This is a genomic window from Saccharopolyspora elongata (genome assembly GCF_004348985.1).
Taxonomy (GTDB): domain Bacteria; phylum Actinomycetota; class Actinomycetes; order Mycobacteriales; family Pseudonocardiaceae; genus Saccharopolyspora; species Saccharopolyspora elongata.
Genome location: NZ_SMKW01000022.1, coordinates 50836 through 67673 on the forward strand (window position 1 = coordinate 50836; position 16838 = coordinate 67673).

A 16838-nucleotide genomic window follows, 5' to 3' on the forward strand; every position below is an offset into this window, starting at 1 on the left:
TCAGGTCGTGTAAGCGGTCAGCCGGTCGAGCGCTTCATGGCGCGGCATTTCGGCGCCCCGGCGGTACGCCTCGTCGTATTCGGCCTGGCCGAGGCGCCGCGCGAGTTCGGTGACGAGCTCGCGCAGTTCCGGGTCGCCGTGGTCGAACGCACCGCGGATGGTCTGGCTCATACCCAGCGCGGTGGCAGCACCGACCGGATCGCCCTCCAGGCGCAGCAGCATCGCGAGCTGCTGGGCGGCCGGCGCGATGTCCCGGTGGGCGAATGCCGCCGTGACGGCGCTGGGGAGCAGCACGCGCGCCCCCGCGGCGTCGCCCGCTGCGAGCCGGTTCGCCATCCTCGCCGAGGCGATCCGGGCCTCGATCGACTCGGCGGGCAGCGGCGTCTCGCGGGCCAGCAGCGCCATCCGGTCGAGCACCCGGTCCGCGCGGTCCGGATGTCCCGAGCGGCGGTGGAACTCGGCGATGGCGACCAGGGTTTCGGCTTCCAGAAACCGCTGGCCGCGGTCCCGGGCCTCCTGCTCGGCGGCGTCGATGTCACGCCGGGCGCCGTCGAGATCTCCGCTGCGCATCCGTTCGGTGGCGAGCCCGATCCGGTACGAGAACGCGTCCTGCGGGGTCAGCGCGAGGCTCCGTTCGAAGGCGGCGATCGCCTCGTCGTGGTCGCCGTCGACGGAGCGCACCTGCGCCTGGCCGGACAGCACCATCGCCGTCCACAGGCGGTCACCGGTCTCCTCGAAGCCGCGCAACGCGTGCGCCAGCGCCGTCGAGCAGCCGCCCCAGTCGCCTTGATCGCGGTGGATGAACGCTTCCACCATGAACGTGCAGGCGGTGGCCCACCGGTCGGAGCGGGCGCGGACCTCCCGCATCTGGCGTGCGACCAGCTCGTCCAGGCCGAGGAAGTGCCCCATCGGCAGGGTCGCCATCAGCAGCATCGGGTAGCGCTGGAGCGCTCCGGTGCGCGCGCAGTCCTCGATCAGCGCGTGAGTCCGCTCGGCGTCGGCCTTCGGCCCGCTGTCTCCGGCCAGCAGGTGGATCGCGGTGAACGCGGCGCGGGCGTCCTCGGGCAGCGCGTCGCCGAACTCGACCACCCTGGCCACGTAGTTGTCGGACCGCGCGTCGTAGCGCAGGGAGTTCCAGTACCAGTACAGCGGGCCGAGGATCTGGACCGCGGTGCCCGGATCCTCGTCGTCGATGGCCGATCGCAGTGCGAACATCAGGTTGTCGTACTCGGCGTCGAAGATCAGCAGGGACTCCGGCTGCCGGGCGGAGCGCAGCAGCGGTTCGTGCTCCTCGGCCAACTCGGCGAAGTAGCGCGTGAATCTGCCCCGGACCGGCTCTTCTTCCCCGGCCTGCCGGAGTTTGTGCGCGGCGTGGGCCCGAATGCTCTCCAGCATCCGGTACCCGTTCCCGGTCTGCTCCACGATGGACTTCTCGACCAGCGCGTCGAGCACGTAGCCGACGTCGTCGGCAGGCAGGTCCGCCGCGTCCGAGCACACCGCCACCGCCGCGTCGCCACCGGTCGCGGCGGGGAACACCGACATCCGCCGTGCCAGCAGCCTTTCCTGCTCGGTCAGCAGGTCCCAGCTCCACTCGATCACCGCGTGCAGGGTGCGCTGGCGCGGCTGCGCCCCCCGGTTTCCCGTGGACAGCAACCGGAACCGGTCGTCGAGTCGCCGCTCGATCTGCTCGGGGCTCATCGCCCGCAGCCGTGCGGCGGCCAGTTCCAGGGCGAGCGGCAGGCCGTCCAGCCTGCGCACCACGTTCACCACCGCATCCACAGTGGACATGTTCAGCTCGAAGCCCGGCCGCACGGCCGCCGCGCGGTCGACGAAAAGCCGCACCGCGGCGGACCCGGACGCATCCGCCGGGTCCGCGCGGTGCCGCGGCAGGTCGAGCGGCCCGAGGCGGCACAGCGCCTCGCCCATGACCTCCAGCGACTCCCGGCTGGTGGCGAGGATGGCCAGCTGCGGCTGGCGTTCCAGCAGCTGCCGGGCGAACTCCGCGGCGGCCCCGACGACGTGCTCGCAGTTGTCCAGGACGAGCACGGCCTCTCCGCCGCCGAGCAGCTCGACCACCCGGTCCAGCGGGTCGCCCGGGCCGCCGCCGGAGATCCTGCCGTCCGGGGAGCTGAGCACGCCGAGCACCGCGTCGGCCACGCTGCCCGGTCCGCTCACCCCGGCGAGCGGGACCAGCCACAACCGGCCGCGCCGGTGGGCCCGATGCCTGGACGCCGCCTCCACCGCCAGCCGGGTCTTGCCCACGCCGCCGGGCCCGAGGACCGTGACCAGCCGGGAGGTCTGCATCAACTCGGCGAGCAGCGCCAACTCGTCGTCTCGGCCGACGAACGTGGTCAGCGGCGCGGGCAGGCGGCCCGGTGCCGATTCGGGCCGTGCCGCCGGGCGGTTCGTCCCGCCGCGCAGCACGGCCAGGTGTGCTTCCCGCACCTCGGCGGAAGGATCGACGCCGAGCTCGTCGGCGAGCGTGCCGCGGAGTTCCTCGTGCACGGCCAGGGCGTCGGCCTGGCGGCCGGCCGCGTGCAGCGCGCGCATGCGCAGCGCGGCCAGCCGTTCCCGGAGCGGGTGCTCCGCGGAGAGCGTCTCCAGGTCGGCCAGGATCTCGGCGTGGTGGCCGAGTCGCAGCTCCGCATCGAAACGGTCTTCGACGGCGCCGATCCGGAGTTCCTCCAGGCGCACGCCGGCCCTGGTGGCGAACGGGGCGTCGAGCACGTCGGAGAAGGCGGTGCCCTGCCACAGGGCGAGCGCGGCGCCGAGCGATGCGGCCGCTTCGCGCGGCACGTCCGCTGCTAGTTCCCGCCTGCCCCGCGCGGCCATCTCCTCGAACCGGTGCGCGTCGACGTTCTCCGCGGGCACCGCGAGTCGGTAGCCCGTCCGCGTCGACTCCAGCGTCCCGGCGTCCCCCAACGCCTTTCGCAGCCGGTACACCACTGCGTGCAATGCGTTGACCGCGTCCGCCGGCGGATCGTCGTACCAGAGGTCGTCGATGAGCGAACCGGTCGGCACGATCTCGCCCGCGCTCAGCGCGAGCCTCGCCAGCAGCATGCGCGGCCCGGAACCCGGGACGCGGATCGGAGTCCCGTCCTCCGCGCAGGCCCCGACCGGCCCGAGCACTGTCACCCGCATGGTCCCCAGTCCTTCGCATCGCCCGTCGTCCCCGAGGGTGGCGAGCCACACCGCGGGCGAACGAGATCATCGTAGGACCGGCCGCGGGTCCCTTTTGCGGGTGTGGGAAGTCGGCCTGGTCCGGCTGGCCGGGGAGCGGGGTGGGCGGGAGCGCCTGCGCAGGCATGGTCCACAGTGGATCAATAGGGTGCGCGGTCATTCCGTTGGGAGGCTGCTGAAGTACTGGGATGGGGGCTTGCCGAGGCAGCGGCGGAACATCGCGCTGAACGCGCTTGGGCTCTCGTAGGACAGCTGCGCCGACACCCGCGTGACCGACTCGCCCTTGGCGAGCATCTCGACGGCCGCCAGCAGCCGCGCCTGCTGGCGCCAGCGGCCGAACGTGCAGCCGACCTCGGCGACGAATCGGCGGGCCAGCGTCCGCTCGCTCATGTGCGCGTGGTGCGCCGCGTCGGCGGTGGTCCACGCGAGCTCCGGCTCGTCGATGAGGCGTCGGCACACCTGCAGCAGGGCGGGATGGCGGGGGAGGGGCAGTTGCAGGGGTACCACGGTCAGCGGCGCGAACTCGTCCAGCAGCAGCTCCATGACCAGCCCGTCACGGCCGCGCGGGTCGTAGTCGATCGGGATCTTGGTCGCCGCGAGCAGCAGTTCGCGCAGCAACGGCGTGACCGCCACCACGGTGCACGACGTCGGTAGGTGCGGGCGTGCACCGGGCTCGACGTAGACGGTGCGCATCGGGACCGCGCCGGAGGTGCGCATCGCGTGCACAACCCCACCGGGGATCCAGACCGCCCGCTGCGGCGGTGCCACCCAGGTGCCATCCGGGGTGGTGACGGTGATCGCTCCGGACGTCCCGTAGATCAGCTGGGCCCGGCGGTGCGAGTGCTCCGGGATGGTGTGGCCGTCCGGCAGGTCGCGGGCCATCGCGGCGAGCGGCCGGGCGGTGCGCTGGTAGTCCTCGCGGTCCTCGCTCTTGCCGAACATTGGCAGCCCTTCGACGATGTATGACCGGTTCGCGCGAGACAGCCAGTGGTTGTCCGCCGGAGACTGTAGTCCGGCCGAACGACGGGCGTGATCGAGTGCCTGCGAGGCGTCGGAGGCAGGAGCGCTCGGGCCGGACCGTTGTGCAGGGACTACGCGGAGGATGTTGACCGATGATCGTCGATGGGATCGAGCGTAGCCGGGAGTGGCTGGACGCCGAGTACAACGTGCGCGCCGGCATTCCGGACCACGAGGAGATCTTCGCCCGGTGGACTGCGGAGAGCGAGCAGCTGCGCTCCACAGCGGACGTGCGGTCGGTCGGCTACGGCGACCATCCGAATCAGGCGTTCGACGTCTACCTGCCGGCGGACCCGACCGGGGCGGACCCGTTGCTGGTGTTCGTGCACGGCGGGTACTGGCAGTCGCTGGACAAGGAGATGTTCGGCTTCCTCGCCGCGCCGTACATGGCCCGCGGCATTTGCTTCGCCTCGCTGGACTACCGCCTCGCGCCCGAGGCGGGCATGGACGAGATCGTCGCCGACGTGCGCGCCGGTATCGCGGAGATCGCCAGGCGCGCCACGCAGTTCGGTGCCGACCCGGGGCGGATCTTCGTCGCCGGGCACTCCGCCGGCGGCCACCTCGCGGCCACGGCCATGGCCACGCCCTGGGAGGACTTCGGCCTGCCCGCCGACCTGGTGACCGGGGCGTGCGCGATCAGCGGCCTCTACGACCTCGAACCGATCCAGGCCTCCTACCTCAACGAGAAGCTGGGCATGACGCGCGAGACCGCGCGGCGCAACAGCCCGGTCCGGCAGCAGCCCGCCCACGCATCCCCGCTGATCCTGACCTTCGGGGGCGCCGAGTCGTCGGAGTTCGCGCGCCAGCAGGCGGACCTCGTGCGCGCGTGGTCGGCGCACGGGGTGCCGTGCGAGGTGGTGGACCAGGCCGACGGTCACCACTTCGATGCCGTGGAGCGGCTCGCCACCGACGGCCCGCTGTGGGAGGCGGTGCTGGCCATGGTCCGCGGCGCCTGAAATTGAATCGCGCCGAGCGGCCTCCGGCAGCTACGGTTCGTGGCGTGTTCGTCGATCTTGCCCGCAAGCACGGGCTGCACGTTCGCGTGCTCGAAGTTGATGAGACGGGCTGGGATTTCCAGGTCGGGCACGCCGTGGATGCCGACGGCGCGCGGTGGGTGCTCCGCATGCCGCGGCGTCCCGAGGTCAGCGAGCTGATCGCGGGGGAGCGCCGGCTGCTGGAGTTTCTGCGTCCGCGGTTGGACGTCACGTTGCCGCAGTGGGAGGTGTGCACCTCCGAGCTCGTCGCCTACCGGCGGCTGCCCGGTTCGCCGTTGGGGCCGGAAGATCCGGTGACGTTGGACTACCAGTGGCGGATGGACGTGCCCGAGGAGCTCTTCGGGGTCCTCGGCGCGGTGATCGCGGAGCTCCACCGCGCGTCGGCGGCGGAGGTCGCCGAGCTCGGTGTTCCGGTGTCGGAGCGCACGGCGTTGCGCGAAGAGGCCGACGACCACCTCCGCCGCGCGGTGTCCGAATTGGACGTTCCGGAGCCGCGGGCTCGCCGGTGGCGGGAGTGGATCGACGACGACCGGTACTGGATCGGCGAGTCCGCCGGGCTCCGCCTGGTGCACGCCGACCTGCACCCGGGGCACCTGCTCGTGGACGACTCCGGAACGCTGACCGGAATCCTGGACTGGACCGACGCCGCGGTCGACGATCCGGCGCTCGACTTCATCGCCCCGCGCCGGGCGTTCGGCGAAGCCGGTCTCGACCGGTTGCTGGCGGCCTACGTCGACGCGGGCGGGCGGCCGCGCGAGCACTTCCGCGCGCACATCGAGCAGCTGTCGGCGTTCTTGTTCAGCGTCTCGCTCGGCATCCACGGGATCGACACGGGCAACGACGGCTACGTGAAGATCGCCCAAGAGCGCCTGCAGGCGTGACGTGCGGCCTGGGGTTCGGCGGCGCGGGCCGCCGAACCCCGGGTTCCGTCAGAGCCAGCCGGGCAGCACGAAGATCGCCACCGACAATACGGGCGCGACCACGATCATGCTCATGCCCCACGTCATCAGCCGCTTGAACGTGGTGTCCCGCGCCTCCTCCGGGGTGCTGGCGATGACGAGCGCACCGCTGGTCGAGAACGGGGACGAGTCGACCACGGACGACGAGATCGCCAGGGCGATGATCAGGCCGACCGCGCCGACCTGACCGGTCAGCAGGAACGGCACCGCGAGCGGGATGAGCGCGCCGAGGATCCCGGTGGTCGACGCGAACGCGGACACCCCGCCGCCGATCAGGCAGATGACGAACGCGGCCAGCAGCGGGATCCCGATGCCGACGACGCCGTTGCCGAGGTACTCGATGGTGCCGACGCTCTCCATCAGGCTCACGTACGTCACCACGCCGCAGACCAGCAGCACGGTCGGCCACGCGACCTCGGACACGCACTTCTTGGTGACATCGGGCCACAGCAGGATGATGATCGTGGCGATGCTCAGCGCGAGCAGGCCCACGTCGAACTCCAGCGCCAGCGCGCCGACGGCCAGCGCGACGAGCCCGACGAGCGTCACGATCCGCTGCACGTTCAAGGTGGTCACCTCGACGGCCGTGTTCGTCCGGGTCGCGGTCGCCGCACCTCCGCCACCCACCGGCTCGTCGTCCTGCTGCGTCGGATCGGTGCTGACCCGCTTGCCGAGCAGTTGCTTCCCGCCGAACATGAAGAACACCGCGACGCTCAGCAGTGTGTTGAACAGCAGCAGGCTGATCCACAGCAGCACGGGATTTCCCGGCAGGCCGCTGCGTTCCACGACGCCGTTGGTGATGCTGCCGAAGATGCTGATCGGCGAGAAGCCGCCCGCGCTCGCGCCGTTGATGATGAGCAACCCCATGAGCAGCGGGTTGATCCGGTAGCGCGTCGCGAAGTTCATCCCGATGGGGGCCATCATCGCCACCGCGCCGGGCACCACGGCGCCCACCATCGTCAACAGGCTGGTGACCAGGAACATCACCCACGGGATGAGGGCTATTCGCCCCCGCACGGCCCGCACTCCGCTGTGGATGAGCCAGTCGACGGTGCCGTTCGCCTTGGCGATGGCGAACAGCAGGGTCACGCCGACCAGGGTGGCGAACAGGTCGCCCGGGAATCCGGCGAAGAGATCGTCGTTGGACTTGTCGAACACGAACGTGCCGAGCAGGAAGGCGCCCAGGAACGCGACCGCGCCCATGTTCACCGAGCGCACGGTCGCGAAGGCGAAGATCAGAACCAGGCCGATGATCGATATGACCTGTAAGGACATCGACACTCCTCGAGGCTGACGTTGGCTCGCAGGGGTTGTGGATTCGTTGGTACGACGACGGAATCTGGCGGTCGGACGGCCGGGTCAGACCCGGTCGGCCACCGCGTTGCGCAGTGCGCCCACCCCGGAGACCTCGACCTCGACGACGTCTCCGGGCACCATCGGCCCCACCCCGGCAGGGCTGCCGGTGAGCAGCACGTCGCCGGGTTCGAGGGTGATCCAGCGGGTGGCGAAGGCCAGCAGTTCCCCGAGCCCGAACACCATGTCCGCGACCGATCCTCGCTGGACGACCTCCCCGGCCAGCCTCGTGGTGATCCGCAGGGCCGACGGATCGGGCATCTCGGTCTCGATCCAGGGGCCCAGCGGGCAGAACGTGGCCGCGCTCTTCGCCCGCGTCCACTGGCCGTCGGCCCGCCAGTCGTCCGCGGTGACGTCGTTCGCGCACGTGTAGCCCAGCACGACGTCGGCGAAGCGATCGGCCCGCACGTTGCGCGCGGTGCGGCCGATGACGACGGCCAGCTCGCCCTCGTACTCCAGCCGCCGCACCTCGGGCGGCCGCAGCACCTCCGCATCCGGACCGGTGATCGCGTTGGGAGCCTTGAGGAACAGCGATGGCTGCTCCGGCCAGGGGCGGCCCTTCTCGGCGATCTGGTCGGCGTAGTTGCTGCCCGCGCAGACGATCACGCGCGGCTCGCACGGCGCGAGCAGCGTGACCTCCGACAGCGTCCCCAAGGCTCGGCCCGGGTTGTCGTTCCCGTCGGGCAGTTCGTGCACCAGGTCGCCAACGACGGCGCCGCGGCCGACCCGGTCGCCGAGGCGGTAGCGGACTATTCGCACGGTCCCTCCTAGCGGCTGTTTTGAATGTCGTGGTGTGAGGTGTGGTTACGCGGGGTTTTGTCTTTGAAGCGGCGCAGCCGCTTAGCCCACCTACGCAACTCGCACCGCCGCGGGTTCTCAGGTGTCTTCTCGCGAGGACAGCCCCGACGTGGTGAATTGGCATTCATGAGCCTGGGATCCCACAGCGAGAAGGCGCCTGAGGTTCCGCTACCCGCACCGCCACGCAGAGCAAGTTCGGAAACAGGCTCTCTAGTCGACGGCCAAGGCCTCGCTCACGAGCTCCAGCGGGTGCCACGCGGTGCGGCCCGCCCCGTGGAAGATCTGCTGTCGGCACGAAACCCCGGTCGCGGCCACGACCGTGTCCTCGGGTTCCGCCGCCAGCGCCGGGAAAAGCCGGTCCCCGCCGACGGTCATCGACGTCTCGTAGTGCTCCGACTCGAAGCCGAACGAGCCTGCCATCCCGCAGCAGCCCGCGTCGATCTCCTCGACTTGCGTCCCCGGGATCCGGCGCAGCAGGGCGACCGTGGCGGCGGTGCCGACTTCGGCCTTCTGGTGGCAGTGGCCGTGGAAGATGATGCGGCGCCCCGCGAGCCAGGAATCCGCGCGCAGGGTCAGCCGGTCCGCGTCGATCGCCTCGACGAGGAGTTCCTCCACCTGCTTGACCCGCTGCGCCACGGCGCGCACCGACGAGGAGTCGGGCAGCAGTGCCTTGTGCTCCTCGCGGAGCATCAGCACGCACGACGGCTCGCAGCCCACGATCGGCGAATCCGGCGCGGTGTCCCGCTCCAGCGAGGTGACCAGCGCCGTCGCCTTCTTCTTCGCGTCGTCGAGCATTCCCTTCGACAGGCTCGACCGCCCGCAGCAGCCGCCGCCCGCGAGATCCACCCGCCAGCCCGAGCGTTCCAGCAGCTCGATGCCCGCCCGGCCGATGTGCGGTTCGGTGTAGGTGGTGAACGAGTCCGCGAGCCAGGTGACCGCGCCCTGCGGCGCGGCGGGCGGCGCGGATGTGCGGCGGCGGAACCAGCGGAGCAGGCTGACCCGCTGGAACGTGGGCAACGGGCGGGCCGCCGCGATGCCGAGCGTGCGGTCCAGGATCCGGCGGAGGAAGGGGATCCGGCCGGGCAGGTTCGACAGCGGGGCGGTCGCCGAGCCGAGCCGGTTGAGCGCGCGGATCGAGGAGAACACGCGCGACCGGAGCGGAGTCCCGTGGATCTCGTGGTGGTGCGCGAGCGTTTCGGCCTTCAGCGAGGCCATGTCCACGCTCATCGGGCATTCGCTCTTGCACGCCTTGCACATCAGGCAGAGGTCGAGGATCTCGTGGAGGCGTTCGCCGCCCAGCGCCGCGTGCGGATCCGGTTCGGACAGCGCCTTCACCAGCGCGTTGGCCCGGCCGCGGGTGGAGTGCTCCTCGTTCTTCGTCGCGATGTAGGACGGGCACATCACGCCCACGCCTGCCTTCCGGCAGGCACCGATGTTCATGCAGCGGTCCGCGGCGCCGCGCATGCCGCCGACGACCTCGAACTCCAGCATCGTCCGCAGCGGTGGCGCGGGTGGGAGCGCGTCGCGGTCGCGGAGGTTCTCGGTCATCGACGGCGCGTCGACGATCTTGCCGGGGTTCATGACGCCGCCGGGGTCGAAGAGCCGCTTGACCTCGCGCATGGCCTCGTACAGCTCGTCGCCGAAGATCTCCCGGTTGAACTCGCTGCGGGCGAGGCCGTCGCCGTGTTCGCTGGAGTTCACCCCGCCGTACTCGGCAACGAGGTCCTTGACCGCTTCCGCGACGGCGCGCATTTTGGCGACCTCGTCGGGGTCGGTCAGGTCGACGAACGGGCGGATGTGCAGGCATCCCACCGAGCAGTGGCCGTAGAACCCGGCCTCCATCCGGTGCTCGTCGAGGATCTCCTTGAACCGCTTGGTGTATTCGGCGAGGTGCACCGGGTCCACCGCGGTGTCCTCGACGAAGGCCAGCGGGCGGCGGGTTCCCTCGCCGGCGGCCATCAGCAGGCCCAGGCTGGACTTCCGGACCTTCAGCAGCGCCTGCTGCTCGGCGGGCGTGACCGCGCGGAGCGTGTGGTAGCCGTGCCCGTTCTGCTGCCACCGCGCATCGAGCCGGTCGAGTTGGGCGACCAGGTCCGCTTCGTCGTCCCCGGTGAAGGAGACGAACAGCAGCGCACCCGGGTCGCCGACGAGCACGTTCCCGAGGTCTGCGAACTCGATCTTCTGCCGCGACAGGTCCAGGATCGTCCGGTCCATCAGCTCGACCTGGTGCGGATCGCAGCTCAGTGCGTCCGTGGTGGCCGAGATGGCGCTCGCGGTGTCGGTGAAGTGGCCGACGGCGTAGACCGTCCGCCGGGGCTTGGGCACCAGGTCCACCAGCGCGCGGGTGGCAATGACCAGCGTGCCCTCCGCGCCCACCACGAACTTCGCCAGGTCGAACGGCTTTTCCGGCCCGAAACCGACGAGCCGGTCGAGCCGGTAGCCGCAGGCGCGGCGCCAGAACGCCGGCATCTTCGCCTCGATGACGTCCTCGTTGGCGGTGACCAGGCCCGGAAGTGCTTGGTAGATCCGGCCTTCGAGGGTCTCCGCCGACGCCCGGCGCGCCCGCTCGGCTTCGTCGACGGGCTCGAACCGGGTGCACGAGCCGTCGGCGAGCACCACGTCCAGCGCCCGCACGTGGTCGATCGTCATGCCGTAGGTCAGCGAGCCGCTGCCCGCGGAGTTGTTGCCGATCATCCCGCCGATCGTGGCGCGGTTGCTGGTGGAGGTGTCCGGGCCGAACATCAGCCCGTGCGCGGCGGCGGCCTGGTTGAGCTGGTCCTGCACCACGCCGACCTCCACCAGCGCCGTGCGGGCCACCGGGTCGATCTCCAGGATCCGGTTCATGTGCCGGGACATGTCGAGCACCAGGCCGGGTCCCACGGTCTGGCCGACCAGGCTCGTTCCCGCGCCGCGCGGCACGACCGGCACACCGAGCTCGGCGGCGACTTTCACTGCCGCGGCGACGTCGTCGTTGTGGCGCGGGAACGCGACGCCGAGCGGAGTGATCGAGTACATGCTGGCGTCGCGGGAGAAGAGGTGGCGGGTGTAGTCGTCGAAGGCGACCTCGCCGTCCAGCGCGGCGCGGAGCGCGCGTTCCAGGCGCGAACCGAGGGTTTGCCGTGCGGCGGGAGCGTCAGTTGTCGGGACGGTCATCGCGATTCCTTTCCACCGATTCGTCCTTGCAGCCGCCGCGCCCGGCCGGCGGACCAAGGCGCAGCGCTGATTTCCCTAGGTCGTGTTTTCTAAGCGGCGGTAGCCGCTTGCGGTGTGGGACTCAACTCGCACCGCCGCGGGTTCACGGTGCCCACTCCTCTGGAGTTCTCCCAGCGAGGACAGCCCCGACGTGGTGAATTGGTCATTCATGATGTCGGGGATCCCACAGCGAGGGGGCATCTGAGGTTCCGCCGCCCGCACCGCCATGCAAACCAAATTCAAAACATTCCCTAGCCGCGCAACACCTCCAGTGCTGCTTGGAGACCGTTGGGGTCGATGGGCACCCCGGACAGTTCGAGTCCCATCTGGACGCCGGCGAGGGTGCCGGCCAGCGTCAGGTCGTTGAAGTCGCCGAGGTGGCCGATGCGGAACACGCGACCGGTGAGCTTGCCCAGGCCGGCGCCCAGCGACATGTCGAAGCGGTCCAGGATGACCTCGCGGACCTTGTTCGCGTCGTGCTCCTCGCCCAACCGCACGGCGGTCAGCGAGCTGGAGTGCTCGCGTTCGTCGGCGCACAGCACTTCCAGGCCCCAGGCCCGCACGGCTGCTCTGGTGGCCTCGGCGTGCCGGTCGTGCCGGGCGAAGACGTTGGGCAGTCCCTCGGCTTCGAGGAGGGACAGCGCTTCCCGCAGTCCGTAGAGGAGGTTGGTGGGCGGGGTGTAGGGGAAGAAGCTGCGCTCGTTGGCTTCGAGGATGGGAGTCCAGTTCCAGTACGACTTCGGCAGCCGCGCTCCTTCGGCGGCGGTGAGCGCCTTCTCGCTGATCGCGTTGAACCCCAGCCCCGGCGGCAGCATCAGGCCCTTCTGCGAGCAGCTGACCGTGACGTCCACGCCCCACTCGTCGTGCCGGTAGTCGATGGAGCCCAGCGAGGAGATCGTGTCGACCAGCAGCAGCGCGGGGTGGTTCGCTTCGTCGATGGCCGCCCGGATCTCCGGCACGCGGCTGGTGACCCCGGTCGACGTCTCGTTGTGGACGACCATCACCGCGGCGATGCCGTGCTGTTCGTCCGCGGCCAGCCGCTCGGCGACGACGGCCGGGTCGACGCCTCGCCGCCAGTCCCCGGGGACGAAGTCGACGACCAGCCCGAGGCCTTCCGCCATGTCGCGCCACAAGGTGGCGAAGTGGCCGGTTTCGAACGCGAGCACGCGATCGCCGGGGGACAGGGTGTTGACGAGCGCCGCCTCCCAGGCCCCGGTGCCCGAGGACGGGTAGATGACGACGGGCCGATCGGTGCCGAACACCGGCCGGACCCTGCGCAGCACGTCCTGCGCGAGTTCCGCGAAGTCCGGCCCGCGGTGATCGATCGTGGGTTGCGCCATGGCGCGCAACACGCTGTCGGGGACGTTGGTCGGTCCGGGGATCTGCAGGAAATGCCGTCCGCTGTTGGCGGCCATTGCACCAAACCCTTCTGAGCCGATCAGGTGACGCTGTGCCGTGACGTGGTACGCTGTGCCGTATGAAAGCGCCGAGAGAGTAGGCACGGCGGACTGGGGAGTCAAGGCATTGCGCAACGTCCTGAACACGCTGCGGGTACTGGAAGAGGTCGCCGCGCGGCAGCCGATCGGCGTCGGCGAACTGGCCCGCGCGCTGGACATGCCCAAGAGCTCGGTCCAGCGCGCGCTGCTCACCCTCGACGAGGCCGGGTGGATACGTCCGGCATCGGGCGAGGTCAAGCGGTGGGTGATGACCACCAAGGCGCTCGCGATCGGCGGCCGCGCCAGCGGTGACCTCGGCCTGCGCGACGCGGCCAGGCCGATCATGGAGGACCTGCGCCGGCGCACCGAGGAGACGATCCACCTCACGGTCCCGGAGGAGGACAGGGTCGTCCTGATCGAGCGGCTGGAAACGTCGAAGCCGCTGCGCATCAGCATGGCCCTGGGACACGCGCTTCCCCTGCACGCGTCCGCCAACGGCAAGGCGGTCCTCGCCAACAGCGGCCCGGAGGTCCTCAAGCGCCTGTTCGCCGACGAGCTACCGCGCTACACCGACAACACGATCACCGATCCGGACCAGATGCTCGCCGAGCTGGCCCGGATCCGGGAACGCGGATTCGCGCTCAACCACGGGGAATGGCGGGCCGACGTCGGCTCGGTCGCCGCCGTCGTCCTGGAGGGACCGGAGAAGCCGATCGCCAGCCTCAGCGTGAACATCCCGATGAGCCGCCTGACCGAGGAGAACGAAGCCATCTTCGGTGCCGCGGTGAGCGAGGCGGCGAGGAGCCTCGGCGCCCGGCTCGGCTACGAAACGGCGTAGCCGGCCCGGAAACTCGGGCGGTCGGCCAGCCAGGAGCCGGCTCGCGCCCGGAACTGCTCCGGTTCGAGACCGCCTGCGCCGTCGGGAATCGCCGCCACGATCGGCACTCCCGTGACCCGGGGCAGCTCGGCGAGGTTGCACTCCTCGGCCAGGCCGAGCGCCTCCGGCACCGCGCCGAGCACGAGTCCCGCCGGCTCCAGGTTCCGCGAGCGCAGGGCGTTGACGGTGAGTTCGGTGTGGTTGAGGGTGCCGAGCCCGGCCCGGGTCACGACGTAGACCCGCACCGGGTGGTCCACGGCGAGCCCGGTGGCGAGGTCCAGCAGGGTGCCGCCTTCGGTGTCGAGGCGGACCAGGAGGCCGCCCGCGCCTTCGACGATCACGGTGCCGCGGGTCCGGGCGAGCCCGCGGATGCGGCCCGCGTGCTCGCTGATCGGCGGGATCCCGATGCCGCGCCGCCGGGCGGCAGTGTCCGGCGCGAGGGGATCTTCGAGCCGGGTGAACTCGGCGACCTCGCAGCCCGCCAGCCGCGCCACGACGGAGATGTCGGGCTCGTCGGTGCCGACGCCGGTCTGCGCGGGCTTCACGACGATCGTTCCCGGACCGGAGCGGACCGCGAGCGCCGCGGTGGCCACGGTCTTGCCGACACCGGTGTCGGTGCCCGTGATGATGGTGATCATGCCTGCCGCCGGTGGTCGTCGATGGTGCGGGCCAGCACGTCGACGGCGCGCGCCCAGCGCTCGTCGTCGAGGCCGACGTGGGTGGTGATCCGGAGCCGGGAGATCCCGTCGGGCACCGACGGTGGCCGGAAGCACCCCACCCGGACCCCGGACGCGAGCGCCGCTGCCTGCGCGGCGACGGCGACCTGCGGAGACGGCATGGGCACCGAGAGCACGGCGCCTGCCGACCGCGGCACGCCGAGCCGGTCGGCCAGCTCGCCGCCGCGCTGGTGGATCAGCGCCGGGAAACCTGGTTGCCCGCGCAGCCTGCGGAGGGCTGCCAGCGCGCCAGAGGCGGGCGCCGGTGCCAGCCCGGTGTCGAAGATGAACGGGCGGGCCCGGTTGGTGAGGTGGTCGATCAGCGCAGCGGAGCCGAGCACCGCACCGCCCATCGCGCCGAGCGACTTCGACAGCGTCGCGGTCATCACCACGTGCCGGTCGTCGGCCAGGCCGTGGGCGTGCACCAGTCCTCGGCCGCCGTCACCGACCACGCCGAGCCCGTGCGCCTCGTCGACGACGAGCAGCGCGTCGTGATCGGCGCAGGCCGCCGCCAGGTCTGTCAGCGGGGCGGCGTCGCCGAGCACCGAGAAGACCGACTCGGTCAGCACGATCGCCCGTCGGCCACCGGCTTCGGCCAACGCGGCCCGGACCGCGGCGACGTCGTTGTGCGGGACCACCTCGATCGCCGCCCGGGACAGCCGTGCGGCGTCGATCAGCGAAGCGTGCACGTGCGCGTCGGAGACGATCAGCGTCTGCTTATCCGCCAGCACGGTCACCGCGGACAGGTTGGCGTGGTATCCGGTCGAGAAGACCAGTGCCGCCTCGCGACCGGTGAACTCGGTGAGTTCGCGCTCCAGGTCGGCGTGCAACGTGGTGGTGCCGGTGACCAGCCGGGAGGCGCCCGACCCGGCGCCCCAGGCGAGGGCGGCGTCGGCGGCCGCTCGGCGCACCTCGGGATCGCAGCTCAATCCCAGGTAGTCGTTGTTGGCCAGGTCGATGACGTCGTCATCGACCGCCCGTGGCCGCAGCGTGCGCTGCAACCCGGCGTCTTCGCGCTTGATCCGCTGCTCGGCGAACCACGCTTCCCAGCCGCTCATCCGGCCTCCGCAGCGGCCGCGATCCCGGCGCAGATGGCGGCGATGTCGTCGTCGGTGCACACGTACGGCGGCATGGTGTAGATCAGGTCGCGGAACGGGCGCAACCACACGCCCTGCTCCAGGGCCGCTTCGGTCGCCTTGACCACGTCGACCGGGTGGTCGAGCTGGACCACGCCGACCGCGCCGAGGACCCGCACGTCGACGGCGTCGATGTCGTGCAGCGCCTGCAAACCGGTGTTGATCCGGCGCACGTCCGCCGCCCAGTCGCCGGTGCTCAGCAGGTCCAGGCTGGCCGAGGCGACGGCGCAGGCCAGCGGGTTGCCCATGAAGGTGGGGCCGTGCATGAGGACGCCGGAGTCGCTGGCGGACACGCCACGGGCGACCTCCGTCGTGCAGAGCGTGGTGGCCAGCGACAGGTAGCCCCCGGTGAGCGCCTTGCCGACGCACAGCACGTCCGGCGTCACGCTGGCGGCGTCGGCGGCGAAAAGTGTTCCGGTGCGGCCGAATCCGGTGGCGATCTCGTCGAAGACCAGCACCAGTCCGTGCTGGTCGGCGATCTCGCGGAACACCCGCAGGCATGCGGCGGGGTAGGGGTGCATGCCGCCGGCGCCCTGGAGGAGCGGCTCCACGATCAGCCCGGCGAGCCGGTCCGCGTGCTCGGCCGCGAGCGCGCGGAAGCCCGCCGCCCAGGCGTCGACATCGCCGTCGAGCCGTGGCGGGCGCTCGCCGAACACCTGCTCCGGCAGCACGCCGGACCACATGGCGTGCATCCCGCCGTCGGGGTCGCACACGCTCATGCAGTCGAACGTGTCACCGTGGTAGCCGCCGCGGACGGTGAGGAACCGGGACCGCTCCGGCCGGCCGGCGCCGCGCTGGTACTGCAGCGCCATCTTCATCGCCACCTCGACGCTCACCGACCCGGAGTCGGCCAGGAAGACACGGTCGAGGCCGGCGGGCGCGAGGTCGACCAGGCGCCGGGCCAGCTCGATCGCCGGCTCGTGGGTGAGCCCGCCGAACATCACGTGCGACATCTGCTCGATCTGCCGGCACACCGCCGCGTCGAGCACGGGATGCCGGTAGCCGTGGATCGCCGACCACCACGACGCCATCCCGTCGACCACCTCGCCGACGCCGTCCAGGCTTATCCGGCTGCCCGCGGCGCCGGTGACCAGGCGCGTCGGCGTCGGGTCGGCCATCGATGTGTACGGGTGCCACAGGTGCTCGCGGTCGAACGAGAGCAGTGCTTCGGCGGTCATG

General features: G+C 71.2%; 12 protein-coding genes. 3 read left to right on the forward strand and 9 right to left on the reverse strand.

Annotated features, from left to right (window positions below):
- Nucleotides 1-3141, reverse strand: a complete 3141-nt coding sequence (locus E1288_RS18095) for a BTAD domain-containing putative transcriptional regulator (protein WP_132486555.1) — start codon at nucleotides 3139-3141, stop codon at nucleotides 1-3.
- Nucleotides 3142-3336: 195 nt separating this feature from the next.
- Nucleotides 3337-4122, reverse strand: coding sequence for an AraC family transcriptional regulator (locus E1288_RS18100; RefSeq protein WP_132486557.1), 786 nt, complete (start codon nucleotides 4120-4122; stop codon nucleotides 3337-3339).
- Nucleotides 4123-4292: 170 nt separating this feature from the next.
- Here E1288_RS18100 and E1288_RS18105 point away from each other — a divergent pair, with 170 nt between their 5' ends.
- Nucleotides 4293-5153 carry an alpha/beta hydrolase gene (locus tag E1288_RS18105; protein WP_132486559.1) on the forward strand — a complete coding sequence of 287 codons (861 nt, stop codon included), beginning with the start codon at nucleotides 4293-4295 and terminating at the stop codon, nucleotides 5151-5153.
- 44 nt (nucleotides 5154-5197) lie between these two features.
- Nucleotides 5198-6073, forward strand: coding sequence for a macrolide 2'-phosphotransferase (locus E1288_RS18110; protein WP_165968163.1), 876 nt, complete (start codon nucleotides 5198-5200; stop codon nucleotides 6071-6073).
- Nucleotides 6074-6121: 48 nt separating this feature from the next.
- Here E1288_RS18110 and E1288_RS18115 read toward each other — a convergent pair whose 3' ends face one another.
- The 4 genes from E1288_RS18115 to E1288_RS18130 form a co-directional block, all read right to left on the reverse strand.
- A complete protein-coding gene (locus E1288_RS18115) occupies nucleotides 6122-7426 on the reverse strand; it encodes an SLC13 family permease (RefSeq protein ID WP_132486563.1) in 1305 nt (434 codons plus the stop codon).
- 84 nt (nucleotides 7427-7510) lie between these two features.
- The gene (locus E1288_RS18120) at nucleotides 7511-8263 is read right to left on the reverse strand and encodes a fumarylacetoacetate hydrolase family protein (protein ID WP_132486565.1); all 753 of its coding nucleotides are present in this window, start codon (nucleotides 8261-8263) and stop codon (nucleotides 7511-7513) included.
- A gap of 249 nt (nucleotides 8264-8512) precedes the next feature.
- Entirely contained in the window at nucleotides 8513-11455 is a 2943-nt protein-coding gene (locus tag E1288_RS18125; protein WP_132486567.1) for an FAD-binding and (Fe-S)-binding domain-containing protein, read from the reverse strand.
- A gap of 290 nt (nucleotides 11456-11745) precedes the next feature.
- The gene (locus tag E1288_RS18130) at nucleotides 11746-12909 is read right to left on the reverse strand and encodes a pyridoxal-phosphate-dependent aminotransferase family protein (protein ID WP_132486569.1); all 1164 of its coding nucleotides are present in this window, start codon (nucleotides 12907-12909) and stop codon (nucleotides 11746-11748) included.
- Nucleotides 12910-12949: 40 nt separating this feature from the next.
- On the opposite strand from E1288_RS18130, the gene E1288_RS18135 reads away from it, so the two are divergent.
- Nucleotides 12950-13768 (forward strand): IclR family transcriptional regulator, encoded by an 819-nt coding sequence (locus E1288_RS18135; protein WP_207954414.1) that lies wholly within the window; start codon nucleotides 12950-12952, stop codon nucleotides 13766-13768.
- On the opposite strand, the gene bioD is transcribed toward E1288_RS18135, so the two are convergent.
- The 3 genes from bioD to E1288_RS18150 are packed head-to-tail and all read right to left on the reverse strand — an operon-like array spanning nucleotide 13753 to nucleotide 16837.
- Nucleotides 13753-14445 carry a dethiobiotin synthase gene (gene bioD, locus E1288_RS18140; RefSeq protein WP_132486571.1) on the reverse strand — a complete coding sequence of 231 codons (693 nt, stop codon included), beginning with the start codon at nucleotides 14443-14445 and terminating at the stop codon, nucleotides 13753-13755. The genes E1288_RS18135 and bioD overlap by 16 nt on opposite strands.
- On the reverse strand, nucleotides 14442-15581 hold the full coding sequence (locus E1288_RS18145; protein ID WP_132486573.1) for an 8-amino-7-oxononanoate synthase: 1140 nt from the start codon (nucleotides 15579-15581) through the stop codon (nucleotides 14442-14444). The genes bioD and E1288_RS18145 overlap by 4 nt, the downstream gene beginning before the upstream one ends.
- Entirely contained in the window at nucleotides 15578-16837 is a 1260-nt protein-coding gene (locus E1288_RS18150) for an adenosylmethionine--8-amino-7-oxononanoate transaminase (RefSeq protein ID WP_132486575.1), read from the reverse strand. The genes E1288_RS18145 and E1288_RS18150 overlap by 4 nt, the downstream gene beginning before the upstream one ends.
- Nucleotide 16838 lies beyond the last annotated feature (1 nt).